The following is a 26,687-nucleotide window of genomic DNA, read 5'->3' on the forward strand; positions in this document are numbered from 1 at the left end:
TCGTGAGGACTTTTTATTCACGATAGATCTTGCGTTGCGTCAGCTTACGAAGCATCTGTAACTGTCCCAGCCTCGACTCACGACACCCAAGCTCTGAGTGGCTAGTGAAATCTGTCCAGCGCCATTAAATCTTGTTGGAACTATGTTTTTGAACTTTTGAGTGCCTGCTGCGGCGCCAATCGTGAGATCGCTGATAACTCCATCTTGGAATGTAAAAAGCCCGCTGTAATCTCCTAAGTTGTTTGTGCTACGATAAACGCCAAGAAGCATGCCGTCATGCTTCAATATGGATTGTCGAGCATCTACGAATTTATTTCCACCAAATTTGGTGGGGATGCTAATAACTGCTCCGTTTAGCACTAAAACTCCGGGCGCTTCCCATGAAGGCAAGGGGCTATTTTTTTCCATGCGAACAAAATTTCCATTGTCATCGATCTCAACAATGATCTTATCATCAATCTCGTTTATGATGCCGATCTCGAGACCATTTGTTAGTAGCAGTGTACGAAAAGTCGTAGTTGGGTCAGAAGCTTTACGAGCGGTTATTACGAGAAATTTTTCTGATGGTGCGTTTCTGACGACAGAGTTCTGCACATATCCTGGAATATTGAATGTTCGGGGCGCGCCATCGTTTAGTATGTATGTAGTAAGTAATGTAGGCCCAGGCCACACATCAAAGTGCGATAAGATTAAACCACTGTCGAGTATGCCGTAAAAACTGACTTGTCGGATCCCGACAGGAACGGGGATGTCAGTGAAGGTCCCAGTAAATGTATCGATCTCAAATACCCTGTAAGTGCCGTCCACCAATCGGGCACAGCCTGCCAATTTCCCTGCGTTGTTTATAAGTCGCCACGGCCAAAGCACTTGTGATGCAGGAATGCTGTACTGAGGCTGGTAGAGAGTAGTCGTTCCATTTCTGTTGACCCAGTATCCGAAGTAATGCTCAAAAGCTGTTGTGTGCTGCCCATACACCCCTGCCAATGATCCATCTGAAGATAATGTTACCGAGAACATTATGCGATCGCCTACGAGTGGCGGCGCATTGAACGGCGCCGGTACCAATTCCAGATAATTTATTTTACTCATAAGTGCGGATCCGCGTGGGTTGGCAGGTTTCGCCTCGAATGATGGCTGGCGATGTAGATTTATGTATAGCATCTTCTCATTGATGTTCCATATATTTTAATACCAGTAAGATATAAAGACGAGGCTGTTTATCGCGCCTGTAATTTGTTTGCGAATATTAGTTGAGGTAAAAGATTTATAACTCTGGTTCCTAAAATGGTCTGGAAAATGTCGTTGGTCGAATGGGCGACTGCCGTAGCCGTCTAACACTATAATATTCGAGCAGACTGGCAGCGCGGGTATGGGGCCTAGTACTTACCATCCAATCAAACTATGGCTATATTAATGCTCCTAATGAGGGCGCTGATTTGGCACGGCGACTGAATAGCAAAAAGGCTCAACTACACGTGCGGCTCTGCAAAAATTGGTCCGTCGGTCCTTCGATACTTCTAGCGTTCGCAATCGAAAGCGCCAGGATCAGTGATTGTGTAGGTGACATTGGAGGTATATAAGCTGCAAAACTCTCCGCTATACCCTGGCCTGATAGAGCCATTACAGTTTTGGGTGCCATTGTATCCTCCATTGGTGCTGTAAAAACAATATGAATGGCAAGAGCGCGATGAAGTATTCTGATTCTGCACAGTAATCATTACCCGATGGTTATTGTCAGTAGTGAAGCATTGCATGGACACATTCTGCCGCCCGGCAGCATCCTTAGTAGATATGTCGGTCGGAATCTGCTCCTTTGGATTCTCTTTTTTTATTTCTACCGACTTGGAATTAAGGTTTTGTATTTCTGTGCTCTTGCCCTGGTCTTGCGCAAAGGTCGCTGTTAGATTAAAAAATAGTCCGACTGCGAATAAAAAAGTTGTAATGTTTTTCATAATGACTCCGTGAGGTTTGTTATTGTTTGCTAGCTAAGAAGCATCTCTAGCTCTGCACTCATAGGTTTTATCTCATAGGAGGCTGACTTTGGCCTCAACAGATTCATACATTAAGGTATAGGAATAGCACCACTTGCAAAATGCGCAACTAGTTTTTATGATATAAAGAAATAATTTATTACCGCTTGATAGCCAATAATCATATATAGGTTTTAATGCTGGGCTATGATGAAGTTGTTCAAGATTATTGGTAGTGCAAAATAATTGGACCGCTAAACAATAAGGCCGGGTCTTGTCACATTATTAAATGTGCATCAGTTGAAAGCGCAGAACGCGACTTGAGATCAGGTAGTTATAGTGATTGGTATTCTGCTTTATGGCTGGCGGTTATCGGGGAAGTGGCAGCCTATCACGATGCTCCCTATTGGTCGGTGAGCATCGAGAATGTTCTGCTCACCTCAAAAGGAATACCCAGACATATTGCACCGCCCCCCGACTGCCGCCTGGAGCGCGAGAATCACGACCAATTCAGCCCGTTATTCTAGATAGTCATCGGGCTTGTCAAGGCGCAGAAACTAGCGAGGCGAGTGTCCGCTTTTGGCCGATTCTGTTGAAAAAGTCGGCTTCGGTTTCCACGGCAGAAAAGTACGCGCCTGAGATTGAAATCTGTGTTTTGCGCCGAAGGTTCAGGACTCGGATTTCACGTAGCAGCGTGCAAAAGAGGCATTTTCACCCATCAATATTCGAGCGTTTTGGGCAAACCGACTTTTTCAACAGAATCGGCCGTTAGCTGCCTGTGAGAGGGCCAATTAACGTCAGCGATAGGGTCACCAGCTAGTCCTTTTCCATCGTTCTCAGGCGCGCTAAACCCTGCTTGATAAAGCCAGCGTTCTCGCCAATTCGATCCAGGGCAGTCCGAGCGTTGTCACCGGCGACAGCGAAGCCTTGCTGTTCTGCCACGAGCGTCAGTTCCATGATCGCAGCTTCCAGGGCTTGCTGGTTTTCGTAGATTCTTTCAAGAACCACAGAGAGGGAATATTCGCTGACCATGGCTTCGACTCCATTCGGAAAGTTGGAAGCATAGCAGCGTAGCCGGGAGGGGCAATTTCAGGTCGAGGGCGGGGAAAGGGTAATTTTGGTAAGGCGACGCTTGAATAGGGCTGTAGCCCTTATAAACCTTGGCTTTGACGTATTACCTCAGAGGGTAATATTTGGTAAGGCTGGAGGTAATATTTTGCCAAGTGTCTGATTTTAAAGGGTTTCGTAAGGCAGGGGAATTACTAGGGCCAAAGGTAATTTTCTAACCTATTCCTTACCCTATTATTACCTTTGTAGAAGTTTCTTAAGTTATTGAATTCATAGAGTTATTTGTCGATCTAAAAAGAAAATTACCAAAATTACCTTTTTCCCATGGGTCAACCTAAAACCCGGTATTGCAGGGAGAAAGGGGAGCTGGCCGGCGCTTCCACACAATTCGTGTAACTGTCACCAGTCTCGCCTGACGCTACCTCGATACTGCTGGAGGCCCAAAAAATAGTGGGGGCGGGTGAAGGGAATCGAACCCTCGTTATCAGTTTGGGAAGCTTCCGACAAAGCGTGAAAGCACGGCAGCGATAGTGCTCGGGATTGGAGCTGAAAACGGTTGCTTAAATTTTGCTACAACGGGCGGAAGGAAGAAGTAGGCAGGTTGGGAGCAAGTGTTGGTGGTACGGAAGTGGTACGGGCGGTTCGGAGCAGGTCTATGGGCCTTTGTTTACAAGGGTGGGGCGATTAGTAAGTCCGATCCATCATCGGTGCGACGGAGAAACGGCGGGAGAGCGGGGCGGGTGTGGCGGTGATTGGGGGCATTGGCGTTTCTGGAATGGGTGAGGCTGGGAGATGGGGAGTTTATCAGGATTGGGCTTGCGGGGCTCAGGTGAGTCTTGCTGCGGTAGTTCGGGACAAGTGGAGCAAAGGAATGGGAGAGCTTCAGCGACAGCACGAGTAAATAAATCAGTCCCCTTTTTTGACTCGAATTTTCGAAGCTTCGTTTTCTAAGTAAAGTGAAATAAATTCATTGTCTTTTTGCATTTTAACTCCTTGAGTTTTTTGTTGATGTACCAGCTTTTTCGTGAGCGATCCGCTTATAAAAAACACTAAATGGCGGTCTGCGAAATGCTACTCTTCACCATCCTTTCTCCATCTCGGAAATCTGAATTAGGATGCGATGAAGAAAGGGGGGGCAAAAGGGGGATGGGTAAAGCGGATAGATTGATTTTTTTGGACGTGACAGCATGGGTAAATAAATCTACCTCTTTTTGTCCCCTTTTTTAGTTATTAAGACTAAGAGTTATGGTCTGTCCTTGAGAACCTTTGTCTAGTGTGTCAAGAAATTTGATCTTACTTTTTTTTGCATTTTTCAAGCTCATTTTGGTTTTTCAATATTGTAGTCACGCCTAACCGATATTTGCAGTACTGGATGACCATCTGCCGCTCCGTGTCGCTCAGCTCACTCAGCTTTTTGTCATCTGATTCGTACGCGAAAATATTTTCAAACTGAATTTGAAATGTCGGGCTTTTCTTAATGAAAAATACTCTTTCCGGGTAAGCGTCTTCCATCTTTTCGTAAAAGCCGATGTAGAGGAAGGCGACGAGTATGATCGGGAAAATGATAAGCAGCGATTTCATGATGTTGGTGGTCGCAATAGATTGGTTTTGATTCGAAGGTTTCTCACCAGCTCCATTCCAATGTTGCCAGGGCAAATCTTTCCTTCGCCGGCTTGCATTGGAAATTCCCGGTGTCCCCCCAAAGTAGTCACCCTGAAAACGCTGGTCAGGGCTTGAATTAGGTTCAATAGAGTGTCGATTTGTATAGCTGGGATTTTCTGGTCCATATTGCCATTGATGGCTTCAAGAGCCTGGCGAGCAAGAGCAACTACATCGCCGCCTTCATCGGCGGTTGTCAGATTTTCTAGCAAAACGATGCCAATTACGCCCGTGTTGTAATTATGTACGCTTGAGCCTTTGAACCGGATGTCGCGTCCTTCGAATACTTTACCCGTACAGTCGATGCCGTAGTGATAACCGATATCATCGAACTTCGCCTGATGCTCGCTCTGAATCGCACGCATCTGTCCTGCGCCGGCACCACAACCAACACTTCTACCAGCATGGTGAAGTGCGATCATCGAGTAGTCCCAGTCATCGACCATTTCGCCTTTTGCTTTATGCGCTCCCCAAGATGATCGTTCTATAAACTCAAAACCCTTTTTGCGGACGAGTCTGAGGATTGCTTCTCTAGTAGCGGCTCTATCGTTGACAGTGATGGTAGTGGGAGCTGTTGGTTCACTGGGTTTGACTTCGGTCGCTTTTGCTTCAGTAGTAAATTGTTCAGCCATGTTTGATCAATCCGTGAGTTCGCTAAGCGTCCGAGCTGGAGAGGTAAAGTCAATGCTCACAGAAATAGTGGCATCTTTGATGGGGGTTTTGATGTGCGCTATTCCTGCACTATCGGTGAGACCAATGATTTTTTCACCGTTAACGGTGGCAGTGAAACTTCTTCCGGCTAAAGGTTGACCGGTTTCGCTATTGACGATGCTAAAGGTGTGTCCGTAGGTTTTTTGCAGCAACAATGGGAGTGGGGGCGTGAACGGTGCTGGTGTATGCGAATCACCGATGACCACCGTGCCCGAGCCGCCGATCACGACGTCGCCATGGGTGCCGACAGTGCCGACCAGTGCGGCGTTCTTGCCATTGATGAAGACCGTTGCTGCTACGGCCGAGGCCAAAACGCTGCCACAGGTGCAGGCATCGCCTTTGGTCGCGGCTGCAAGTCCGTCGAAGAACACGTCGGGGGAACCAGAGGCGATGGCTTTTGGGCCGTGCCCTGGCATGGGACAACTGGTGGGGTCGGTGATACGTGCGGCTGGCTTTGCCATATTTGACTTCCTGTCAACGAATTTACCGGGGGACGACTGTATCAGACTTGCTTTGGAAGGTGACTCACGACTATGCACTCGCATTTGAAGTGTGTTCTGTGGCGCAACGGGGGGCTCACGCCTCCCCGCGCCGATTTTCAATATCAGTTACTTAGACGGCTCGACGTTATCCAGCGCCTGGTTCACCGCCAACTCACCCAGCATGACCACTTGCGCGATGCCCAGCAGGGTTTTGCGGTGTGTTCCTTCCAGCAGCGCAGCAAAATCACCGAGCATAACCGTGGCCGATCCCAGCGTCTCGCTGGCGTTGGCCAGCAGTGATTCGGTGTCGGACTTTGGATTGGCGAAAAACATTGTATTGGGTTGGTATGGTGTAGCCATGATTTGAGCGGCCGGTTTGAGATAGTAGTCGAGGGCGCGTTCTGCGGCTTCGTTGAGTTTTTTGGAATCAAGTGATTCGTAGGGGGATGCCGGTTCTGTGATCGGCGGATTGGGTGTTGGTTTGAACATAGATAGAACTCCTCATGCCATAAATAAAGGAGCCATCCAACCTCGCTACCAAACGAAGGGTGGCGGCCATGCGCAGGTTGGTAGACCGGGACATGAGGAAGCCGGCGCACCCGAAGGTGCCCTGTGCATGACCACCATAAAGCCGAGACGAAAAACGCCGCGAGTGGTGATGCTGTGCAAATCTCATGTACGGGCTACCAAACCCGATCGCTGTTTTTCAGCGACGGGGAAACGATAAAGCCCGGACCTTAAGCGCACAAGCCGGTGGATTCTGGCGTAGTCGTAGGCAACGACGCAAGCCGTTGTAGCCTTTGTGAAGTAACCGCGAGTGTCTTTAAACATCCCATTTAAACGAGCGAGTTTCTTCGAAGAAAACAAGGAAATATCTGACGTCTTTTTTATGGTTAGTCGTCGTGAATGTGGCGTTCATGTGCCGAGTAAGCTGCAGGACGTTATCGCATCAGCTGCATGACGGAGCTGCTAGACACCCTTCCGGGCAATACACCTTCATGACTCCGTCATTCAGGTCTATGTCACCTCAAGCATGAAGGATTAAACTGCTGCAGGTTTTCTGCTTCCTAAACTCAAGGATGAAACATGATTCGACCCTCATTTTCTAGCGCGTGGGCGGCTTCTCAGCGGAGTTACGACACCCTCAATCCATCTGAAAAAGTTGCGACAGTCATCGGCGGCAGTGTTGCAAAAACATGATGAAGTATTTGACTGCGGTCTTGGTGTTGGCTTGGGCCGCCGCGCCTTCCAACAGTTGGTCCAAGGATGATCCGACCAACTCCCCACAGGCAGGCGGGCGCACCTACGCGCAAAATTACAAGGATATGGTGCTGGCAGACTGCATCGCTACAGCCTACAAGAGCGAACCTAAAGCCGCCCAGGACGCCGGAAGCAGTGCCAGTGCGCTTATGGACTGGACCTATTTTGATCTGGAGCAAGCACCTCAAGCCGGTAGACCTCTGGTTGACCAGTTTCTGGCTCGTGATTATCACAATCCACTGGTCGAATCAGAGCGCCAAGGCGTTCGCTTTGAACTGCTCAAATGCCTGGACCTGTATCACAGCAAAGAGTTGGACAGCCAGGTCAGGCAATTGGTCATCAATCCCCAGCATACCTATCGTCAGGACAACCCGCCGCGACCCAAAAAGGATTGACCCTGTGTCGCGATTGAAGATGAGCAGCCGTTGACGGGCTTTCGGCCCAGGATGACGACTTAAGATCGTGCCGCCACGCTTCCGGTCCACAGGAAACTGAAAATGATTTCGAGGATGCAACGGCTGAAATGCTTCCGCCGTTGCGTGATCTGCCTGATGCATTGCGAGTTCTGTTTTTGCGACTGCTTCGCAGCCGGACGCAGGCTTCGCCAGCTGCTACAGGGGGTATGTAGCGAGCTATTTCGCCTCTGGCACCGCTATCCACTGACCCAGAATTTTCTGGTAGTTGCCCGTCACCTTGGCAAGATGCAGCCACTGATCGACGTACAACTTCCAACTAATATCATCGCGCGGCAACAGATAAGCCTTCTCCCCATACTGCATAAATTGCGTCGGGTTGACGGCGCAGAGGCCCGGTTTAAGTTTCTGCTGGTAGAGCGCTTCCGAGGCGTCGGTAATCATCACGTCAGCCTTCTTATCCAGCAGTTCCTGGAAGATGGTCACGTTGTCGTGAAGCTTCAATTGCGCTTTGGGCAGGAAGGCGTGGACGAAGGCTTCGTTGGTGCCGCCGGCCGGTTCGACCAGGCGAACGGAAGGTTGGTTGATTTGTTCGATGGTCTGGTATTGCGCCTGGTTTTCACAGCGCACCAGTGGGATTTTGCCGTCGACGTCCAGCGTGGTGCTGAAGAAGGCTTTTTTCTGGCGTTCCAGCGTGACGGAGATGCCGCCGACGCCAATATCGCATTTGCCCGCGAGCATGTCGGGCATCAGGGTTTTCCAGGTGGTCTGGACCCACTCAACCTTCACGCCCAGGCTGTCGGCCAATGAGCGGGCCATGGCGATGTCGATCCCCGAGTATTCGCCGTCTTCACCTTTGAAGGTATAGGGTTTGTAGTCGCCGGTCGTGCAAACGCGCAGTTGGCCTTGTTGCAGGACGGTGTCGAGATGGGAAGGGCTTTGCTCTGCCTGAACGCCGCTGGCTAGCGCGAGCAGGCCACAGAGCATCATTGTGCTTTTTATGGTTTTCATTGTTATAGGGCTTTTGTGATGGAGTGGGGTTCAAGCGGGAGTCAGTGTAGTTAAAGCGCTTCTCGACTGTCATCCACTGTCCCAATACTCCATTCACTCCAGCGCATGGTACGTGTCAGGCAAGGCCCGACACGTATCCCTTCACATTAGTTGTTTATCCACAAGCCAAGGACTTCGAATGCTTAAGATGCGCTTCAATCGAGTTGTTGGCAGAGTGGACTCTTACTCCCTTGAGTTTATCGAGTGGCGGCTCTTTCCAACGCTTTGATGTTGTCCATCCAGCAGAACCCACCAGACCAATTGCCGATATATGTAGCTGCGGTGGGTTTGATTTAAGTAATTTTAACTCGACGTCCACCACGTTCATTACTTCTTAATGCCATTGACGCTTGATTTCCTGCCACTGGTTGTCTGACAGCCACTTATCTGCCACCGGAAAGAAAATATTTTCCTCAGCGTCCATATGATCGTAATATTTTTTGATGAAATCATCGATAGTGTCAGCAATGACTCTCGTTTCCTGAGTTGTGTCCTCCAACATCTTCAGCTGTCCGGCAATGCGCCCAAATGCCTGATGATCTCGCTCGATATCCTTGACCCGTTGGTGGATCGGTGCCTCAGTCGTTAGCAAGGCCAGCCGAATAAGTTCTTCATTTTCATGGTGGTGTCGCTCTGCATCACCATGCAAGGCTTCCAGCATCTTGAACAACAGCTTGCAGTCATCAGCACCATCGGATTCATGCCTAATTTTCCTCAACAACTCTTTGATCTGAGTAATTTTCATAGCCACTTCATGATGATAGGCCTGAAGTTCTTTTAATAAGATGTTCATATTAAATCCTCGTTATGACCAAACCATCACGGGTTCCTGTACCTTTAAATTTCAATACCTTGTCAAACACACTCGCCAGCACTATTTAACCTTTTTAGTATAGGCGAGCACAAAACTTTCACCTCAGGAAATTTGCCGCCCTTGGAAAAAATTGAAATATCAAGTTTATGTTTATATGCACTATTTTATCTTCCGGATATCCGCCAGCGAAAACGGAAGGAAAAAGCAGCGCCCAAATCGACGCGATCCACTTCTTGACTGTCATCCATCACAATAAAGAGGTCGCAGCGGCCGCACACTGGATGACGATGCCACGACTTCCACCGATGGCCCGGGCTCAACGACAGCAGCAACCGGCCCCACCGCACCCGGACGTTTTCCTGACCTGCTCGTGACTGTCTGCGGCCAACAGGCTTGCCGGATAACCAGCCTCCGTCAGCGCAGAAATCAGGGTGTTGCTTTGTATATCGCCCGTCACCTTGACCCGGCCATGGGCCAGATCGACCGTCACCTCGCCAACTCCCTCCAGCGGTTGCAGCGCCGCGTTGACGTGTTTGACGCAGCTGCTGCAACTCATGCCTTCGACGTGCAACTCAATACTGTTCATGGATAAACCTCTTTGGTGGCGGCGCCCATCAGCGCTTGAAGTCATCGTTGACCTTGTCACGATGGCAAGGTCAAGCGCTTGTTTCGTGCTCAGTCAATCGAGGCCTGGCGCAGGCGCAAGGCGTTAAACACCACTGAGGCAGAGCTCACGCTCATGGCCAGTGCAGCCACCAACGGGGACAACAGATGCCCGGTCAACGGGTAGAACAACCCGGCGGCGAGGGGGATGCCCATGGCGTTATAGGCCAGGGCAAAGGCCAGGTTCTGGTGCATGTTGCGTACGGTTGCCACCGATAGGCTGCGGGCATGCAGAATGCCGAGCAGGTCGCCCTTGACCAAGGTCACCTGAGCGCTGTTCATGGCAACATCGGTGCCGGTGCCCATGGCGATACCGACGTCGGCACGGGCCAGGGCCGGGGCGTCGTTGATGCCGTCGCCGGCCATTGCCACACGGTGCCCGCGTTCCTGCAATCCGGCGACCAAGCGTTCCTTGTCCTGTGGTTTGACCTCGCCGTGGACTTCTTCGATGCCCAGTTGGCGGGCGACGGCGCGGGCGGTGGTGAGGCCGTCCCCGGTCGCCATAATCACCCGCACGCCATCGGCCTGCAGGCGTTCGACGGCGAGCCGGGTGGTGGGTTTGATCGGGTCGGCGACGGCGAGTAGCCCCGCGAGCACGTCATCCACGGCCAGGTACATGATGCTGGTTCCGTCGCTGCGCAGCTGCTCGGCGTGGGGCTGCAGGGCTTCGATGGCGACGCCGGCTTCAGCCATCAGGGCGGTGTTGCCCAGTTGAACACGGTGCCCGTCGACTTGTCCGCGCACGCCGATCCCTGACGCCGATTCGAACGTCTGCGCTGTGCTCAATACCAGTCCGTTGGCGCGAGCGCGCTCGACGATGGCGTGGGCCAACGGGTGCTCACTGCCCTGGTCGAGACTGGCGGCCAGGCGCAGCACTTCGTCAGCACTGTAGCCAGGCGCAGGTTCGACGCTGTGGAACGCCGGGCGACCTTCGGTAAGAGTGCCGGTTTTGTCCACGATCAGGATGTCGACCTTGCGCAGGTTCTCGATCGCCGCCGCATCCCGGAAGAGCACGCCGCTGCCGGCAGCCTTGCCGGTGGCGACCATCACCGACATGGGTGTGGCCAGGCCCAGAGCGCACGGGCAGGCGATGATCAGCACGGCCACCGCATTGATGAGGCCGAACACCCAGCTCGGTTGCGGCCCCCACAGCCCCCAGCCGACAAAGGTCAGAACGGCGATGGCGATCACGACCATGACGAAGTAGCCGGCAATCACGTCTGCCAGGCGTTGCATCGGTGCCTTGGAGCGTTGTGCCTGAACCACCATCTGCACAATTTGCGCGAGCACGGTCGCTGAACCTACTTTTTGCGCCTGCATCACCAGGCTGCCGTGGGTATTGAGGGTGGCGCCGATCAGTCCGTCACCAGGGCGTTTCATCACGGGGAGCGGCTCGCCTGTGAGCATGGACTCGTCCACCGCGCTTTCACCCTGCAGCACCACACCGTCGACCGGGACTTTCTCGCCGGGGCGCACACGCAAGGTGTCGCCGCTGTGCACATGGCTCAGGGCAATGTCCGCTTCGCTGCCATCGGCGTTGATCCGGAGCGCGGTCTTGGGCGCCAGGCCAAGCAGCGATTTGATCGCGGCAGAGGTTTGTGAGCGCGCCTTGAGTTCGAGCATTTGTCCGAGCAGTGTCAAGGAGATGATCACCGCCGCCGCTTCGTAGTACACGCCAACCCGGCCATCCATCATGAAGGTGGCTGGAAACAGGCCGGGTGCCAGCGTGGCGGCAAGGCTGTAGAGGAAGGCTGCGGCGGTGCCGAGGCCGATCAGCGTCCACATGTTGGGGCTGAGCTGGATGATCGAGCGCACGCCGCGCACATAGAACGGCCAGCCGGCCCACAGCACGACAGGCGCGGCGAGCACCAATTCGACCCCGTTCTGTGTGGCACCGTGAAACAGATTCAAGCCATGACCACCCATGGCCAGTGCAGTCACTGCCAGAGTCAGCGGCAGGGTCCACCAGAAGCGCCGGGAAAAGTCCTCGAACTCAGGATTGCTTGCTTCCTCCAGTTCGGGCAATACCGGTTCCAGGGTCATGCCGCACTTGGGGCATGTACCCGGGCCGCGCTGGCGGATTTGCGGGTGCATGGGGCAGGTGTACTCTTTTTCGGTCGCCGCCGACTCCGGTGCCTGCTTCGTCTGAGCAGGTGACTTGAGGTCATCCAGATGTCCGTTATGGCCATGCATGGGTCAGCGCCTGCCGCCGTGGTGATGGCCAAACAGGTGCATCAGCGGGCACAGCAATAGAATCAGGTAAGGCAGAATCGGTGAGATATGGCCGTAATGTTCGCGAGCCAGGTAAAACAGACCGATTACTAGCAGCATCCCCAGCGCGATGCCGGGTTTACTGCGCCAGAAGGAGGGGGCTGGAGGCGTCGAGGGTGGTGAATGGTTCATGTGGCGAGCTCCATTCCGACGAAGTGAGATTTATTGGCCCATCGGCATCTTCATCATGCTGGATTGCTGATCCATCATTTTCATCATCATGTCCATCATCGCTGTGCCCGAGCCGTCCTTGCTGCCGGACATGCCCTTGCCCATCCCCATGCCTGTGCAATGGTCGTGCATCATGCCCATGCTGTTTTTCATCGTGGTCATGGCTTCCTGCATCGCAGCCTGGCGTTCGGCCGGGGTTTTGGCGGCGAGCATTTTGTCGTGGGCCGCCTGCATTCTCTGCATCTGTTCGCTCATGGTCTTGTCTTGCATGGGCATGGCTGGGGTGGTGGTAGTTGCCGTCGGTGCTGCTGGCGGCTGGTCGGGGTGATGTTCGTCGACTGCCAGGGCCATCAACGGGCTGCAGACGATCAGAGCGGCGAGCGATTTAATGTAGGCGTGCATGGCAATCTCCAGAGAGTAAGGGCTGATCAGCCGCCGCCAGATGGCCGCTGATCAGAACATGTCGTATTTCCCCATCAAGGGCATGAGCCTGAAATTACGCCATGGCCGCAGCGTGTTATTGATCCATATCAAACGATCCCTTCAGGCTTATTGCGCTGCCATTTCCATCTCCGGGCTCAACGTTCCGAGCCAGGCCACCAACCCCACGATCACCACCGCAGCCACCCATTCCACCAGCACGCTGCGCCGCAACGCATTAGCGGCGACGGCGTATTGCCCGTCCAGCAACGATCGCTCCAATAACGGCCCAAGGTGAAACCGGTTCAACGCGGCGAGCACGAGCATTCCTGCAAACAGCACCACTTTGATGAATAGCAAAACCCCGTAAGTACTGAGAAATACCTCATCCAGTTTCGGCCCGACAATGAACAGATAATTCACAACCCCCGTCACCGTAATGACCACCACGATGACCGCGCCAATCACCTCAAATCGATTAACGGCGCGGGCCAACAACTTGATGCGCGCTTCAGTGTGCAGGGCGTTGATTCTTGCCATCAGCGCAAACGCCATCAATGCGCCAAGCCAGGCCCCTGCCGTCAGCAGGTGCAGAATGTCCACCGTGAAATGCCCGACACGACGACTGCCTTCATCCATAGCGCCATGCCCGTTCCAGGCCAGGCTGGAAAGGGCAACACCGCCGGCAAAAGCTGCAACCCATAAACTGAAACCAGGTGCACGGAGCATCACCACTAAACCTGCGACGACCAGCGCAACAATGCGAACCCCCCAAGCCAACCCGACGTTCGTCTCGAACAGCATCATTTCGATGTGCGGACGCAGTTCGGCGAAGTCCGATTCCCCGCTCATGGCACTCGCCATCATCACCATGCTCGCGACGGACAACACCACTCCCAGCACCGCCGTTCCCGCTAACATCGGCCGAAACGGCAACACCGTTCCCGACAGCCGTTCCAGTCCTTTAAGGCTGTACAGCCCAAAGAGCGCCACCCCAAACAACAGCATCAAATCCACATACAACACAAAGCGAAGGGCAATGCTGATTGAGTCGCTCATCCATCACTTCACTTTGAACGTAACGTTGCCGGTGATCGGGTGAGTGTCCGAAGACACGGCGCGCCATTCGACTTTGTAGCTGCCGGTGGGCAGTGGCGAGAGCGGGGTGATGACCATGGTTTTCGGGTCGCTGCCGCCGGAAACTTTGGCCTTCATGGGCATGGGCGAGTGGGCCATGCCGGGCATTTCGGTCATGACCAGTTTGGCGCCGGAGAACTGGGTCACGAGGTTTTCGGAGAAGTGCAGTTCGATGTTGCTCGGTGCTGTGCCGTCCGCGCCTTCGGCCGGGGTAGAGGAGAGCAGTTTCGGGTGGGCTTGAGCGAGTGCGCTCATGAGCAGCCCGGTTGAAAGTGCGATGGCAACAGCGGTGGTTTTGATTGTGCGCATGCAAGGCCTCTTACCGCTTTAAGCGGTTGGTTTTTAGGTTTTCGAGTTAATACATTTAGAACCACAGCCGAACGCCGACGACAAGGCGGGCTTCGCTGCGGTCCTCGCCTTCGTCCTTGGCGTAATCGGCGGTTTTGCCATAGGTGCGGTTCCAGGTCACGCCAATGTAGGGCGCGAATTCCCGGCGAATTTCATAGCGCAATCGCAGGCCGGCTTCGGTGTTGGACAGCCCGGAACCGATGCCCCGTTGCGGGTCGTTTTTGCCGTAGACATTGAGCTCGGCGGTCGGCTGCAAAATCAGCCGGTTGGTGAGCAGGATGTCGTAGTCGCCCTCCAGCCGTGCGGCGGTCTGGCCACCTTCGCCGATGAAGGCCGTGGCCTCGGCTTCGAAGTTGTACAGCGCCATGCCTTGCACACCTAGTGCGGCCCAGGTTTGTGGGGCGCCGGGTTTGAAATCCTGGCGCACGCCGGTCACCACGTCCCACCATGGGCTGATCGCGTGGCCCCAGAGGGCCTGGACTTCGGCGTCTTCGGTCTTGCCATTGACGCGTTCGCCTTCGGAGCGCAGCCACAGGCGATCGATGTCGCCGCCGACCCAGCCGGACAGATCCCACGCCAATGCGCTGCCGTCGTCGGCGTCCTGCCATTCGAGTTTGTCGGCGAGCAAGTAATAGTTGAGCGCGGAGTCATGCACGGCATGGCCGGCGGGGCTGACGTAGACGGCAGCGCGGTCGGCGTCAGTCAATGCCGGGATCGGCGTGCGACTTTGGGTCGGCGCGGCGGGCTGCATCTGGCCGTTGTCCATGCTCTGCATTTGGCTGTGATCCATGCCCGGCATCTGGCTATGGTCCATGCCCTGCATATCGTCGGTAGCAGCCATGGCCGAAGAAACCGTGAAGCCAGCGAGTGCCAAAGCGAGGCGGGTAGAGCGATTCAGTCTGGTCATGGGTAGCGCCTCATTCTTCCACGCGAACTTCACGGAACATCCCCATTTCCATGTGGTACAGGAGATGGCAGTGATAGGCCCAACGGCCGAGCGCGTCGGCGGTGACCCGGTAGCTGCGCTTTGATCCCGGTGGCATGTCGATGGTGTGTTTACGCACCATGAACTGGCCGTTCTCGTCTTCGAGGTCGCTCCACATGCCGTGCAGGTGAATGGGGTGAGTCATCATCGTGTCGTTGACCAGCACCACACGAATTCGCTCGCCGTACTTGAGTCGCAGCGGTTCGGCGTCGGAAAATTTCACGCCGTTGAACGACCAGGCGAACTTCTCCATATGGCCGGTGAGGTGCAGCTCGATAGTGCGACCGGGCTCGCGGCCATCCGGGTCTTCGAAGGTGCTGCGCAGGTCGGAGTAGGTCAGCACGCGGCGACCGTTGTCGCGTAGGCCCAGGCCCGGGTCGTCAAGTTTCGGCGAGGTGCTCATGGCTTGCATGTCCACCAGCGGGTTGTCCTTTTCCGTGTCTGGATGGGATTGCATACCGGCCATGCCGCCCATGGCCATGCTGCTGTGATCCATGCCGGCCATGTTGTCCATGCCCTGCATATCACCGCCGTCCATGCCCGTCATGCCTTGCGGTGCACTGTGATCCATCCCCGCCATGTCGCCGCCCATGCTGCCGTGATCCATCCCGCCCATGCCCATGTCATCCATGGTCACCAGCGGTCGCGGATCCAGCGGAGGCACTGGCGCCGACAAGCCGGCCTTCACCGCAAGGGTGCCTCGTGCAAAACCCGTTCGGTCCATCGACTGGGCGAACAGGGTATAGGCGTCCTGGGTCGGCTCGACAATGACATCGAACGTCTCCGCCACCGCGATGCGGAATTCGTCGACGCTCACCGGTTTGACGTGTTGGCCATCCGCGGCGACCACGGTCATTTTCAGGCCGGGGATGCGCACGTCGAAGTAGGTCATCGACGAGCCGTTGATGAAACGCAGACGCAGCTTTTCGCCGGGGCGGAACACGCCCGTCCAGTTCATGTTCGGCGCCTGGCCGTTCATCAAGTAGGTGTACGTGGCGCCGCTGACGTCGGCCAGATCGGTGGGGTTCATCTTCATCTCGGCCCACATCTTGCGATCGGCAACTGTCGAGCCCCAGCCTTTCTCGCTGACGTCGTGGATGAAATCGCCCACGGTGCGCTTGTGGTAGTTGTAATAATCGGATTGTTTCTTGAGTTTGCTCATCAGGCCGACCGCGTCTTCATCGGTCCAGTCGGTCAGCATCACCACGTAATCGCGGTCGTACTGGAAAGGCTCCGGTTCCCTGGCGTCGATCACCAATGGCCCGTAAACCCCGGACTGTTCTTGAAAGCCCGAATGGCTGTGATACCAGTAAGTGCCGTTCTGACGGACCTTGAACTGGTAGACGTACATCCCGTCCGGCTCTATACCGTGAAAGCTCAGGCCCGGCACGCCGTCCATGTTGGCGGGCAGCAAGATGCCGTGCCAGTGAATGGAAGTGGTGTCCTTGAGTTTGTTCTTCACCCGCAGCGTGACGGTGTCGCCTTCCCGCCAGCGCAGCAGGGGGCCGGGAATTCCGCCGTTGATGGTCATCGCGGTTCGAGGGTTGCCGGTGATGTTGACCGGGGTTTCGCCGATGTACAGGTCGAACTCGGTACCGGCCAGCACGTTCGGTTCGCCGGGGCTGGTGACCGCCCAGACCGGCGTGCGCCACAGCCCGAGGCCCGCGAGGGCTCCACCCGCGGCCAGGCCCTTCACGAAAGTGCGTCTTGAGGTGTTGGAATGCATGCCGTTTTTCCCATCCGTCAGCCTGATGAAGCCCTCAAGTCCATCCTGAGCGGAGGGAGGAGAACTCAATGAGGTGAAGGCTAACAGGCGGCGCCTTTCAGCAGACTGAGGCCAAGATTACATTTCTGACAGTTTCACTCGGTGTTTAGTGACTTCTGTTCGGCTTGGACGAGTCTGCCACGGTCGCGTTACCGCAATTGATATACGAAGAAGACTTCAACCAGCGCTGATCCGGATAGTAAGAAAACAGCAACTGCCCGTCCTTCATCGAATCGATCAGCTGATGCGCAATCGCAGGTCTCACCGCCGGGCAACCCAGGCTTCTGCCGATCCGGCCATTCGCCCGCGCGAGGTCAGGACTGACATACGGCGCGCCATGAATAACGATCGCCCGCTCGAAAGCGTTGTCGTTGAAACCCGGCTCCAGACCTTCCATGCGCAACGAATAACCGTTCTGCCCGACATAGCTGGACTGGGTTCGGTACAAACCAAGGCTGGTGGCGAAGCTGGCATTGCGGTTGGAGAACTGACGGGCCATGTTTTCGCCGCTGTTGCGACCGTGGGCGACCAGTTCGTGGAACAACAATTTGCGTTGTTTAAGGTCGAACACCCAAAGACGCTGCGCGGTCGAGGGCAGGGAATAATCGATGACTGCTAGTCTTTGCACCGGGGCCGCGCTTTGGGCCCGGCTGCATTGGGAAGCGCGTACGGCCAAGGCAATCACCTTGGCGTTGGCATTGGGGGCCGCTTTGATCAGCGCGGCTTCAAGCGAATCGGCGTAGGCTGCCGGTAAGGTAAACGCGGTCAGCAACAGGGCCGTCATTAAAAAGCCGAAGCGGTCTAGGGCCATATGCAAGTCTCATCTGATTGTTTCGAGTCTAGCAGCGCGCACGACGCTAGCCGGTTGAAAACGGGAGATTAAGGATTATCCATGGGGCAGTTAACAAGGTTATTCGTCATAAGCCGCATATTTTTTATGGGCTTTCTGATAAGCGGCATGGCAATTGCGGAAACTTCGCCGATTGAGCCGCCATCTCCCGTTAGCGTCGTCGCGGATGCCGCGCCTGGTGATTATGTCGGTCAGGCGATTCAGGCGGCGCTGGCGCCATTGAGGTCGGCGTTTCCCCCGTTACTCACGTCACCGGGCCATCAACGGGTCGACGTCAATCGAGCGGTGCTGGATTTTTATAGCCATCGTGGCTATCGCGCCGCCTGGACGGACGATGACGATGTCGTCCAGTTATTGAAAAGCCTGAGCGACACCGGGGTCGATGGCCTGGACCCCGAGGATTTTCGAATTGCCGAACTGGTCACGGCCAGAAACTCGATGCAGGCAACTGAACCAACCCCCGGACAACGGGCGGCTTTTGATATCTCGGCGACCCAGACGTTCATCACGGCGCTGCTGCAGTTGCGGCGCGGCAAGGTCGACCCTTCGCGACTGGACATCCATTGGAATTTCGACCCGGTCGGCATCGATCCTCGGGAGGACGTCAATCTTTTCTTCGCTGCCCTCGATAGCCATGACGTCGCGCGCGCGTTCGCTCAAGCGCCGCCACAAGAAGCGATTTATGGCACGTTGCGACAGGGCCTGGCGCAATTGCGCAGGGTTCGCGACAGTGGTGGTTGGCCAAAGGTCCCGGGAGGGCAGACCCTCAGGCCTGGCATGGACGACGCCTCGGTTGCGCAGTTGCGAGCCCGTTTGGTGGCGGGTGGTTACCTAAGCGCGAAAATGAACGCGCGCTCCGACTACGACGACACCGTCATGGCGGCGGTGAAGAAGTATCAGGCCGAGCAATACCTCGGGGCGGATGGTGTGGCGGGGCCGGCGACACTCGCGGCGCTGAATGTGCCGGTCGAGGCGCGAATCGATCAGGTCCGCGTGAACATGGAGCGGGCGCGGTGGCTGCTGTACAAACTTCAGGGTACTTTTGTCATCGTCGACATCGCAGGGTACAAGGTTTCGTTCTATCGCGATGGCAAGCTGATATGGCGCTCCCGGGTGCAGGTCGGTAAACCGTATCGCAGCACACCGATTTTTCAATCCGAGATCACTTACATCACGTTCAACCCGACCTGGACCGTGCCGCCGACCATTCTGGTCAAGGACATGCTGCCGAAGATTCGCAACAATCCCGGTTATCTTGATGCAAACCGGATCCGCGTGATCGATCGAGAAGGCAACGTGCTCGACCCGTCGACCGTGGATTGGGACAACCCGCGCGGCCTTACTCTGCGTCAGGATGCAGGGTCGGATAACTCGCTGGGGCAGGTGGTCATCCGCTTTCCCAATGATTACGCCATTTATCTGCACGACACCCCGCATCGCGAGTTGTTTGCGCAATCCAATCGTGCGACCAGTTCTGGCTGTATTCGAGTAGAAAACCCGTTGCAATTGGTGGAGCTGTTGTTCAACGACCCGGTTCGCTGGGGCAGCGAAGGGATTCAAAAGCAGTTAGCCAATGGCAAGACAGAGAACATCAGGCTCCCCGTGAAAGTGCCGGTGCTGTTGGCCTATTGGACAGTGGACCTGAGTCTTGATGGGCGAGTGACGTTCAAACCCGATGTGTATGGGTACGATAACCCTGTGTTGCGTGCGCTGAATCTGCCTTCGGAACGGCCAACGCTGGACGGGAGGCGAGCGGCGCCTCCCTCGATGGCGGTGGGGCAGAACAAGCTTTAAAGCCCCAGCCCTTCTTGCACCGCCAGAAGCAGGTTGTGTTCCGTCAGCGCGATCGCATCCGGCTGTTGTCCGGACTGTTCGATCGCCTGAAGCCACCAATGCGTATAGCCGTGTTCATCCACGGTTCGCAACAGCGCGAGTTCCTTGTCTGTCGAGTGAATCTCGATCCGCCCGGCACCGTCGGCGGTGAAGCGGGCGACGGGATCGAAGGTGATGCTGTGGTGGTTGCCTTCGATCAGCAGTTGATCGATGGCGTAGTCGTAAGTCGCCCCGTCCGGAGCCCTCTCGAACACGTGAGTGGAGTTGCGTCGTAGCTTCAGGCCCACTTCGATCAGTGGCTGCAGCCAGGCTTCAATCTGGTGATATAGCTCGTAGACCTGGGCGGGCCAGCTGTCGATGGCCTGATCGGCGATGGTCGCATCGGCACTGGTTTGCCGGGATTGTTTCAGCTTCTCGGCGAGCTCGTCTGCTTTACTCATTTCGATTTCCTGTCGTGATGTCAGTTAATCGTAGCTCCTTCAAGGTCATGCGGTTTTGCCTTGCGTCATGCGATTGAAACACCCGCGTGACAAAACCAGTCTTCGGCCCTTTACGGCCAAATCAATCATCCCAAGGAGTGGGTAATGAAGAAATTTTACGCAATCGTCGCGTTGATCGCGCTGACCTTCGGCAACATCGGCCTGAGCAGCGCCCGCGAAACCCAGAGCAGTAAAGTCCAGGCGGAATCGGTCGCAGGGGTGTTCGATTACTACTTGCTGACGCTCTCCTGGTCGCCGACCTTCTGCCTGACCCACAAAGATGATACGCAATGCTCGGGTAAAGGCTACGGCTTCGTGCTTCACGGTCTCTGGCCGCAATACGCCAAGGGCGGTTGGCCGGAGTCCTGCCCGCCGAGGGTGACCTTGTCGCCGGCGGAAAATGCCAAGGGCCTGACCTTGTTCCCGACCCAGAAGCTGCTCGATCACGAATGGGCCAAGCACGGCACGTGCAGCGGCCTCGGCGCCATGGGGTACCTGGACGCGTCCGACAAGGCGCTCGGTGCGGTCAAGATCCCGCAGAAGCTGCAACCGTTCAGCAGCTCGTATTACTTTGAAGCTCAGGAAATCGCGCAGATGTTTCGCCAAAGCAACCCCGGGATTCCGGCCAATGGCATTGCCGTGATTTGCAATGGCCCGGAGTTGTCGGAAGTGCGGGTGTGCATGGGCAAGGACCTGGGGTTTGGCGCGTGCGGGACGGGTGTAAAGACACAGTGTCGGGCAGGGGATATTCGGGTTCCGCCTTCGCGGTGATGGATTGACTGTTGCGGACCAGTAGGAGCCAGGCTTGCCGGCGAAGGCGTCCTTAAGGGCGCCTTCGCCGGCAAGCCTGGCTCCTACGAAAATCGGTTTACGCAACGGAATGTAGCCGTTCAGTGTCATCTCGCTGACTGTACGGGCAACCCAAGCGCCACCAGTTCCTCGCGCAGTTGTTCCGGGCTGAAGAACTGAACCGCATGAAATCCCTCCCGGCGTGCTCCTGCGATATTCGGCGCATGATCATCGACGAACACCGCGCGGCGGCTATCAACGTCAAACCGCGATAGCAGTAACTGAAAAATCTCCGGCGAAGGCTTGATTATCCCCTCGGCACCCGACACCAGAATGCCTTCGAATCGCTGCAAGAACTCAAAGCGTTCAAGGGCAATCGGAAAGGTTTCGGCGGACCAGTTGGTCAGCGCCAATAACCGCACGCCTTTGGCATGCAGTTCATCGAGGATGTTCACCGTTTCTTCTATGGCACCATCGAGCATTTCTTCCCAGCGCTCGCGGTAGGCGCGAATCAATGCTTCCTGGGATGGGTGTCGGGCGATGGCTTCCTCAATCGCCTCCTGCCAGGTTCTGCCTTGGTCCTGTTGTTCGTTCCAGGCGGTGTGGCAGACCTCAGACAGGAATGTTTCCATGGCCTCCAGGTCTTCACCGAACAACTTTCGGTAAAGGTTTCTGGGGTTCCAGCGGATAAGGACATTGCCGAGATCGAACACAACGGTGTCAATGGTGGCAGGGTAGTGCGCAGCGCTCATGTTTTTCCTCCTTGGGTAAACGGCCGGGGCATGCACGGCAGCCGATATCGAAGCGTTCGACAGGCTCCTGAGGTTTTTCATCCTAGCAGAGACGGTTTTCGTGTTTCACTCGCGCGGGCAAATCGGTCTCTGTAAACCTGGCCTAATTGCCCCGCACAACCCCGTAGAGTAAGCTCACAAAGAATAAGGGTTTTGGGCCTTTGCCCATGCCTTACCCTTTCAGGACTCGCTTTTGCCTATCCCCATTCCCGATCCGCACCACGCGCCCGATGGTGCCTTGAGGCGGTTGCCCCTGCTCAAAGCTGCGGTGCTGTTTATTGCGGCAGTGTGCCTTTGTCTTTGTGGGCTGCTTTATCTGCAACTGGAGCAGTCGCGCCGTCACGATCTGGCGTTGGCCGAGGTGTCTTCGTCGAACCTGACGCGAGCCATGGCGCAACAGGCCGAAGACACGTTCATGAAAGCCGATCTGGTGCTGATCAGTCTGGTGGACTGGATTCAGGCTGAAGGTTTCGACGCTGTCCAGACGCCACGCTTGCAGAAAACCTTCGCCCGGCGGGTGCAGGCGCTGCATCAGTTGCACGGGATATTTCTGTTCGACAAGCAGGGGCAACGGGTCGTGACGTCGTTCGAAAACCTGTCCCGTGGCCCAGGTGTGGCGGACCGCGAATACTTCAGGTTTCACCAGCAGAACGTATCGTCCCTGGCACACATCGGCCCAGCGATTCGCAGTCGGGAGAGTGGCGAATGGATCATTCCGGTGTCCAGACGGATAAACGACCAGGACGGCAATTTCCAGGGGGTGTTGCTGGCCGGGATCAAGATGTCGTACTTCGACCAGTTCTTCAAAAGCTTCAGCCTCGATAACAACGGAGCGATGTTTTTGGCGTTGACCGATGGAACACTGCTGGCGCGACGGCCGTTTGTGGAATCGCAGATCGGCACGTCATTGGCTCAGGGGGAGATTTTTCAAAAACTTCTGCCCAGTGCGACATCCGGCAACGCCATGATCAACTCGGTGGTGGATGGCATCGTTCGGTTGTATGGCTACCGACAACTCGATACCTATCCGGTGGTGGTCGCGGCGGCATCTTCCAAAGACGCGATCCTCAAGGACTGGTATGACACGGCGATTCAATCCAGTGTGATCGTCGCTCTGGTCGTCCTTGGCGTGGGGTTGTTCGGTTGGGTGTTCATTCATCAGGTGCGTGCGGGCGAGCGCATCGAGGCGGATTTGCGCGAGGCGCAGAAAACCCTGGAGCTGATCGCCACCCACGACAGCCTGACCGGGTTGGCCAACCGTCGATTGTTCGAGCGGGCGCTGGAGATCGAGTTCGGGCGCGGTGCCCGGCGGTCGAGCCCGCTGAGCCTGATCATGCTCGATATCGATTATTTCAAGCGCTATAACGACGCCTACGGTCATGTGGCGGGGGACCATTGCCTGGCCGAAGTGGCGCGGGCACTGAAGAGTTGCTGTCACCGCAATGCCGATCTGGCGGTGCGCTACGGCGGCGAAGAGTTTGCAGTGCTGCTGCCGGACACCGACATCCATGGTGCGCTGACGATCGCTGAGCAGATCCGTCGCAGCGTCATGGACAAAAACATCATCCACAGCGGCTCACCCACGGGCTACGTGACGGTCAGCCTTGGCTGTTATTCGTTTGTGCCAACGGGGCACGACAGCACCGAAATGTTGATCAAGCGCGCGGATGCGGCGCTGTACCAGGCCAAGCATTCGGGGCGAAATCGTTCGGCGGTGTTGTCGATGGAAGGGGGCGTCGAGGCACTGATGCGCTCGGACCGCTAATGCTAGTCAGTTAAGTGCAATCCATGTGGGAGCGGCGGTGCGGCGATCCGACTTGCTCGCGAAGGCGGCGGCACAGTCAACATTGATGTCGCCTGACACACCGCCTTCGCGAGCAAGCCCGCTCCCACAGGTTTCGCATTGGTCGTCATGGATTGCTTTTATGCATCGAACTGCCCGTCCCACCGCCAGCACCACCAGTGCCACCACCGGCAGACCCCGTCCCGCCTCCAGCACCCGAGCCGGAACCGCTGGCGCCGCCATAGGTGCCCGTGCCGCTGACTTGCGTTATTCAGGGGCGGTGACCAGGCAGGGCTGCTATGGTCAGTGAAGAGCCTGGCTGTCATGACGACAGACCAGACCGCGCCGGCCTCACCCGATAAGGCGATCGATCGACAGGATCAAGTGCATGGATTTTACTGCCATTACTACCGCTGCACCTGCGCGTCATACACCGATTACTCGAAATCTGATGTTCGTCATCGGCGTGCTGTTTATGGTTGGGGTGTTGATCGCGCTAATGGCCCTGTTCAGCATTGCCGCACGGCTCGATATTCAGGATCTGGGCAAAACCACGTTCTACACGCAACGGGCACTTGAGAACCGCATCACCGCCTCGAAAAACTACATCGCCAGCTACGCCAACTGGACGACCGCCTACGACCACCTGAACGACAAGGTCGATGTGCAGTGGGCTTACGTCGAGCAGAACATGGGTAAAACCCTGTTTACCATCGATCACTACGACGCGGTTTTCGTAATCGATGGTCAGCGAACCAAATACGCCACGGTGCGCGGGCTGCTGGTTCAGGATCAGGCGACAGCCTATCTGTCGACCTCGATGGCGACGCTTGTAGACGAGGTTCAAAGTCAGGAAAGCCTCATCGAGCCCGTCAGCCGGTACACCTTGTTCGAAGGCAAACCGGCGCTGTTGACGGCGGCCGCGATCGTGCCCAATGACGAACGCCCGGCGGTCGATCCCAAGAGCACCTCAGTGCTGATATACGTCGACCAGTTGAACCCTGAAAAGCTCGCTACCTTGAGCGCCGATTACGGTTTGCATGACTTGAGCCTGACGGCCGACGACGTCATTGTTCCCGGTCAGCCAGCCGTCGCTCTGACCGGCACCGGTTACAGCCTGGACTCCCGGCTTGAGCAGCCGGGTCACCAATTGCTTTGGTCGTTGCTGCCGCCACTGGGCGGGGCGTTGTTGATTCTGGCGTTATTGACGGCTTACTTCTTTCGTTATGTCCTGCGCACGTCGGGGCATGTGGATGCCAGTTACACCAGCCTCGATTTGTCGAATCAGGCGCTTGAGGCCAGTGAAGAACGCTTTCGTGCGGTGGCCGAAGCCGCGTCCGACTGGATCTGGGAAACCGACGAACAGCATTGCATCACTTATCTGTCGGGGCGCTTCAGCACCGTCACCGGGTTCTCGGATCAACAATGGCTGGGGCAGAACATCGGGCAACTGCTCAATTGCGAAACCACGCCCTTGTCGCTGTGGCTGAACAAACTTGATGAAGAGCAAGCCGTCAGCCACTTGCGCTGTTCCTACCGTGATCAATCGGGGCAACAGCGAGTGTGCCGGGTGTCGGCGCGACCGATCCAGCGCAAGGGCGCGCTATTGGGTTTTCGCGGGACGGCCAGCGACATCACAGATGAAGTCGCCGCCCATGCGCAGATCCAGCATCTATCGATGCACGACGCACTGACCGGCTTGCCGAACCGCAACAAACTGGCGCGCTACCTCGAAGATGCGCTGGCACTGAAAGAGCAATCGACGGCGTTGACGTTGTTGATGATCGACCTGGATAACTTCAAGCCGATCAACGATTCCCTCGGCCACCCGGCGGGCGATGCGGTATTGCTGGAAGTGGCGATCCGTTTGCGCGAATGCACGCGGGATATCGATCTGGTTGCGCGATTGGGGGGCGACGAGTTCGTGCTGGTGCTCCACGGCATGGACAGCCACGCGGAAATCGACCGGTTTTGCGAGCGCTTGCTCGACAGCCTGCATCAACCGATCCATTACGATCATCACACGCTGCACATTGGCGCGAGCATCGGTATCGCCTTGAGTCGGCGCCAGGGGCACGTTCCGGAGGAGCTGATTCGCTGTGCCGATATCGCGTTGTATCAGGCCAAATCCAATGGCAAGAAGACCTGGTGCTACTTTGCGCCGCACATGAACGATCAGATCCAGCACCGCCGACAACTGGAAAGCGACCTGCGTCAGGCGATCAAGAACAACGAATTCGTGATGCATTACCAGCCGCGTTATCACGTCGATGGCAAACAGATCGTCTCGGTCGAAGCGCTGCTGCGCTGGCAGCATCCGGTGCAAGGCTTGTTGAACCCCGATGCGTTTATCCCATTGGCCGAGCAGACCGATCTGATCGTGCCATTAGGGCGCTGGGTGTTGCGCGAGGCGTGCGAGACGGCCCTGACCTGGCCGGGAGCGATGATGGTGTCGGTCAACTTGTCGCCGGTGCAGTTTGCCCGTAGCGATGTGATCGAGGATGTCCGGGAGGTGTTGATCCAGACCCGCTTGCCCGCCAGTCGACTGGAACTGGAGATCACGGAAAATGTGATGCTCATCGATGTCGACGGCGCTCTGGCGACCATGAATGCGCTCAAGGAGTTGGGCGTACGGCTGAACATGGACGATTTCGGCACCGGTTATTCTTCGCTCGGTTACTTGCGCACGTATCCGTTCGACGGGATCAAGATCGACAAGCGCTTCATTGCTTCCATGAGCAACGGCAGCAATGACCGCGCCGTGGTGCAGGCGATCATCAACCTGGGCAAGGCCATGGGCCTGACTGTCACCGCAGAGGGCGTCGAGACGCTGGAGCAACTGGACTTCCTGATTTCGGACCAGTGCCATGAAGTGCAGGGGTTCTACCTCAGTCGGCCGGTGGACAGATATGCACTGCTGCCGTTGCTCAAGGCATCATGGGACGATCACCCGCTGTAAGTCTCGCGCCTTTAGT

Annotated in this window: 26 protein-coding genes; 6 read left to right on the forward strand and 20 right to left on the reverse strand. The window is 55.8% G+C overall.

Annotation, left to right across the window (positions count from 1 at the left end; all coding sequences use genetic code 11):
* Positions 1-39: 39 nt before the first annotated feature.
* From KW837_RS26705 to KW837_RS26735, 7 genes are all read right to left on the reverse strand, one after another.
* Positions 40-1,089, reverse strand: a complete 1,050-nt coding sequence (locus tag KW837_RS26705; RefSeq protein WP_218399128.1) for a hypothetical protein — start codon at positions 1,087-1,089, stop codon at positions 40-42.
* Positions 1,090-1,517: 428 nt separating this feature from the next.
* The gene (locus KW837_RS26710; protein ID WP_218399129.1) at positions 1,518-1,952 is read right to left on the reverse strand and encodes a hypothetical protein; all 435 of its coding nucleotides are present in this window, start codon (positions 1,950-1,952) and stop codon (positions 1,518-1,520) included.
* 834 nt (positions 1,953-2,786) lie between these two features.
* A complete protein-coding gene (locus KW837_RS26715) occupies positions 2,787-3,002 on the reverse strand; it encodes a hypothetical protein (RefSeq protein WP_218399130.1) in 216 nt (71 codons plus the stop codon).
* 1,329 nt (positions 3,003-4,331) lie between these two features.
* On the reverse strand, positions 4,332-4,619 hold the full coding sequence (locus KW837_RS26720) for a hypothetical protein (protein ID WP_218399131.1): 288 nt from the start codon (positions 4,617-4,619) through the stop codon (positions 4,332-4,334).
* On the reverse strand, positions 4,616-5,329 hold the full coding sequence (locus KW837_RS26725; protein ID WP_218399132.1) for a peptidoglycan recognition family protein: 714 nt from the start codon (positions 5,327-5,329) through the stop codon (positions 4,616-4,618). The genes KW837_RS26720 and KW837_RS26725 overlap by 4 nt, the downstream gene beginning before the upstream one ends.
* Before the next feature lie 6 nt (positions 5,330-5,335).
* Positions 5,336-5,869: a PAAR domain-containing protein gene (locus KW837_RS26730; protein ID WP_218399133.1), complete on the reverse strand. Its 534-nt coding sequence runs from the start codon at positions 5,867-5,869 to the stop codon at positions 5,336-5,338.
* Positions 5,870-6,016: 147 nt separating this feature from the next.
* Positions 6,017-6,379, reverse strand: a complete 363-nt coding sequence (locus tag KW837_RS26735; protein ID WP_218399134.1) for a DUF6124 family protein — start codon at positions 6,377-6,379, stop codon at positions 6,017-6,019.
* A gap of 710 nt (positions 6,380-7,089) precedes the next feature.
* On the opposite strand from KW837_RS26735, the gene KW837_RS26740 reads away from it, so the two are divergent.
* Complete coding sequence (locus KW837_RS26740) at positions 7,090-7,545, forward strand: type VI secretion system amidase immunity protein Tai4 (RefSeq protein ID WP_218399174.1); 456 nt, start codon at positions 7,090-7,092, stop codon at positions 7,543-7,545.
* 237 nt (positions 7,546-7,782) lie between these two features.
* Here the strand turns inward: KW837_RS26740 and KW837_RS26745 are convergent, their stop codons facing one another.
* From KW837_RS26745 to KW837_RS26790, 11 genes are all read right to left on the reverse strand, one after another.
* A complete protein-coding gene (locus tag KW837_RS26745; protein ID WP_218399135.1) occupies positions 7,783-8,574 on the reverse strand; it encodes a transporter substrate-binding domain-containing protein in 792 nt (263 codons plus the stop codon).
* A 373-nt stretch (positions 8,575-8,947) separates the two neighbouring features.
* Positions 8,948-9,406, reverse strand: a complete 459-nt coding sequence (locus tag KW837_RS26750; RefSeq protein ID WP_218399136.1) for a hemerythrin domain-containing protein — start codon at positions 9,404-9,406, stop codon at positions 8,948-8,950.
* A gap of 337 nt (positions 9,407-9,743) precedes the next feature.
* The gene (locus KW837_RS26755) at positions 9,744-10,013 is read right to left on the reverse strand and encodes a heavy-metal-associated domain-containing protein (RefSeq protein ID WP_218399137.1); all 270 of its coding nucleotides are present in this window, start codon (positions 10,011-10,013) and stop codon (positions 9,744-9,746) included.
* A gap of 89 nt (positions 10,014-10,102) precedes the next feature.
* Positions 10,103-12,184 (reverse strand): copper-translocating P-type ATPase, encoded by a 2,082-nt coding sequence (locus tag KW837_RS26760; protein ID WP_256349022.1) that lies wholly within the window; start codon positions 12,182-12,184, stop codon positions 10,103-10,105.
* A 102-nt stretch (positions 12,185-12,286) separates the two neighbouring features.
* The gene (locus tag KW837_RS28865) at positions 12,287-12,493 is read right to left on the reverse strand and encodes a DUF2933 domain-containing protein (RefSeq protein WP_223569339.1); all 207 of its coding nucleotides are present in this window, start codon (positions 12,491-12,493) and stop codon (positions 12,287-12,289) included.
* A gap of 30 nt (positions 12,494-12,523) precedes the next feature.
* Positions 12,524-12,934: a hypothetical protein gene (locus tag KW837_RS26765; protein WP_218399138.1), complete on the reverse strand. Its 411-nt coding sequence runs from the start codon at positions 12,932-12,934 to the stop codon at positions 12,524-12,526.
* Positions 12,935-13,081: 147 nt separating this feature from the next.
* On the reverse strand, positions 13,082-14,011 hold the full coding sequence (copD, locus tag KW837_RS26770) for a copper homeostasis membrane protein CopD (RefSeq protein WP_218399139.1): 930 nt from the start codon (positions 14,009-14,011) through the stop codon (positions 13,082-13,084).
* Between the two features lie 3 nt (positions 14,012-14,014).
* The gene (copC, locus tag KW837_RS26775) at positions 14,015-14,398 is read right to left on the reverse strand and encodes a copper homeostasis periplasmic binding protein CopC (protein WP_218399140.1); all 384 of its coding nucleotides are present in this window, start codon (positions 14,396-14,398) and stop codon (positions 14,015-14,017) included.
* 55 nt (positions 14,399-14,453) lie between these two features.
* A complete protein-coding gene (locus KW837_RS26780) occupies positions 14,454-15,344 on the reverse strand; it encodes a copper resistance protein B (protein WP_218399141.1) in 891 nt (296 codons plus the stop codon).
* 10 nt (positions 15,345-15,354) lie between these two features.
* Positions 15,355-17,148: a copper resistance system multicopper oxidase gene (locus tag KW837_RS26785; RefSeq protein WP_218399142.1), complete on the reverse strand. Its 1,794-nt coding sequence runs from the start codon at positions 17,146-17,148 to the stop codon at positions 15,355-15,357.
* 145 nt (positions 17,149-17,293) lie between these two features.
* Positions 17,294-17,998, reverse strand: a complete 705-nt coding sequence (locus KW837_RS26790; RefSeq protein WP_218399143.1) for a murein L,D-transpeptidase catalytic domain family protein — start codon at positions 17,996-17,998, stop codon at positions 17,294-17,296.
* Positions 17,999-18,079: 81 nt separating this feature from the next.
* Here KW837_RS26790 and KW837_RS26795 point away from each other — a divergent pair, with 81 nt between their 5' ends.
* A complete protein-coding gene (locus KW837_RS26795; protein ID WP_218399144.1) occupies positions 18,080-19,831 on the forward strand; it encodes a murein L,D-transpeptidase in 1,752 nt (583 codons plus the stop codon).
* Here KW837_RS26795 and KW837_RS26800 read toward each other — a convergent pair.
* A complete protein-coding gene (locus KW837_RS26800) occupies positions 19,828-20,310 on the reverse strand; it encodes a hypothetical protein (protein WP_218399145.1) in 483 nt (160 codons plus the stop codon). The two genes, KW837_RS26795 and KW837_RS26800, sit on opposite strands and share 4 nt — an antisense overlap.
* A 144-nt stretch (positions 20,311-20,454) precedes the next feature.
* Here KW837_RS26800 and KW837_RS26805 point away from each other — a divergent pair, with 144 nt between their 5' ends.
* A complete protein-coding gene (locus KW837_RS26805) occupies positions 20,455-21,120 on the forward strand; it encodes a ribonuclease T2 (protein WP_218399146.1) in 666 nt (221 codons plus the stop codon).
* 125 nt (positions 21,121-21,245) lie between these two features.
* Here the strand turns inward: KW837_RS26805 and KW837_RS26810 are convergent, their stop codons facing one another.
* Complete coding sequence (locus tag KW837_RS26810; protein ID WP_218399147.1) at positions 21,246-21,890, reverse strand: HAD family phosphatase; 645 nt, start codon at positions 21,888-21,890, stop codon at positions 21,246-21,248.
* Between the two features lie 232 nt (positions 21,891-22,122).
* Between KW837_RS26810 and KW837_RS26815 the strand changes: the two genes are divergently transcribed.
* The 3 genes from KW837_RS26815 (at position 22,123) to KW837_RS26825 (ending at position 26,671) form a co-directional block, all read left to right on the forward strand.
* Positions 22,123-23,694, forward strand: coding sequence for a sensor domain-containing diguanylate cyclase (locus KW837_RS26815; RefSeq protein ID WP_218399148.1), 1,572 nt, complete (start codon positions 22,123-22,125; stop codon positions 23,692-23,694).
* Positions 23,695-23,854: 160 nt separating this feature from the next.
* Entirely contained in the window at positions 23,855-24,022 is a 168-nt protein-coding gene (locus tag KW837_RS26820) for a hypothetical protein (RefSeq protein ID WP_218399149.1), read from the forward strand.
* 78 nt (positions 24,023-24,100) lie between these two features.
* On the forward strand, positions 24,101-26,671 hold the full coding sequence (locus KW837_RS26825) for an EAL domain-containing protein (protein ID WP_218399150.1): 2,571 nt from the start codon (positions 24,101-24,103) through the stop codon (positions 26,669-26,671).
* The last annotated feature ends 16 nt before the right edge of the window (positions 26,672-26,687 follow it).

Source organism: Pseudomonas sp. PDM24 (assembly GCF_019218905.1).
In the GTDB taxonomy this organism is placed as follows: domain Bacteria; phylum Pseudomonadota; class Gammaproteobacteria; order Pseudomonadales; family Pseudomonadaceae; genus Aquipseudomonas.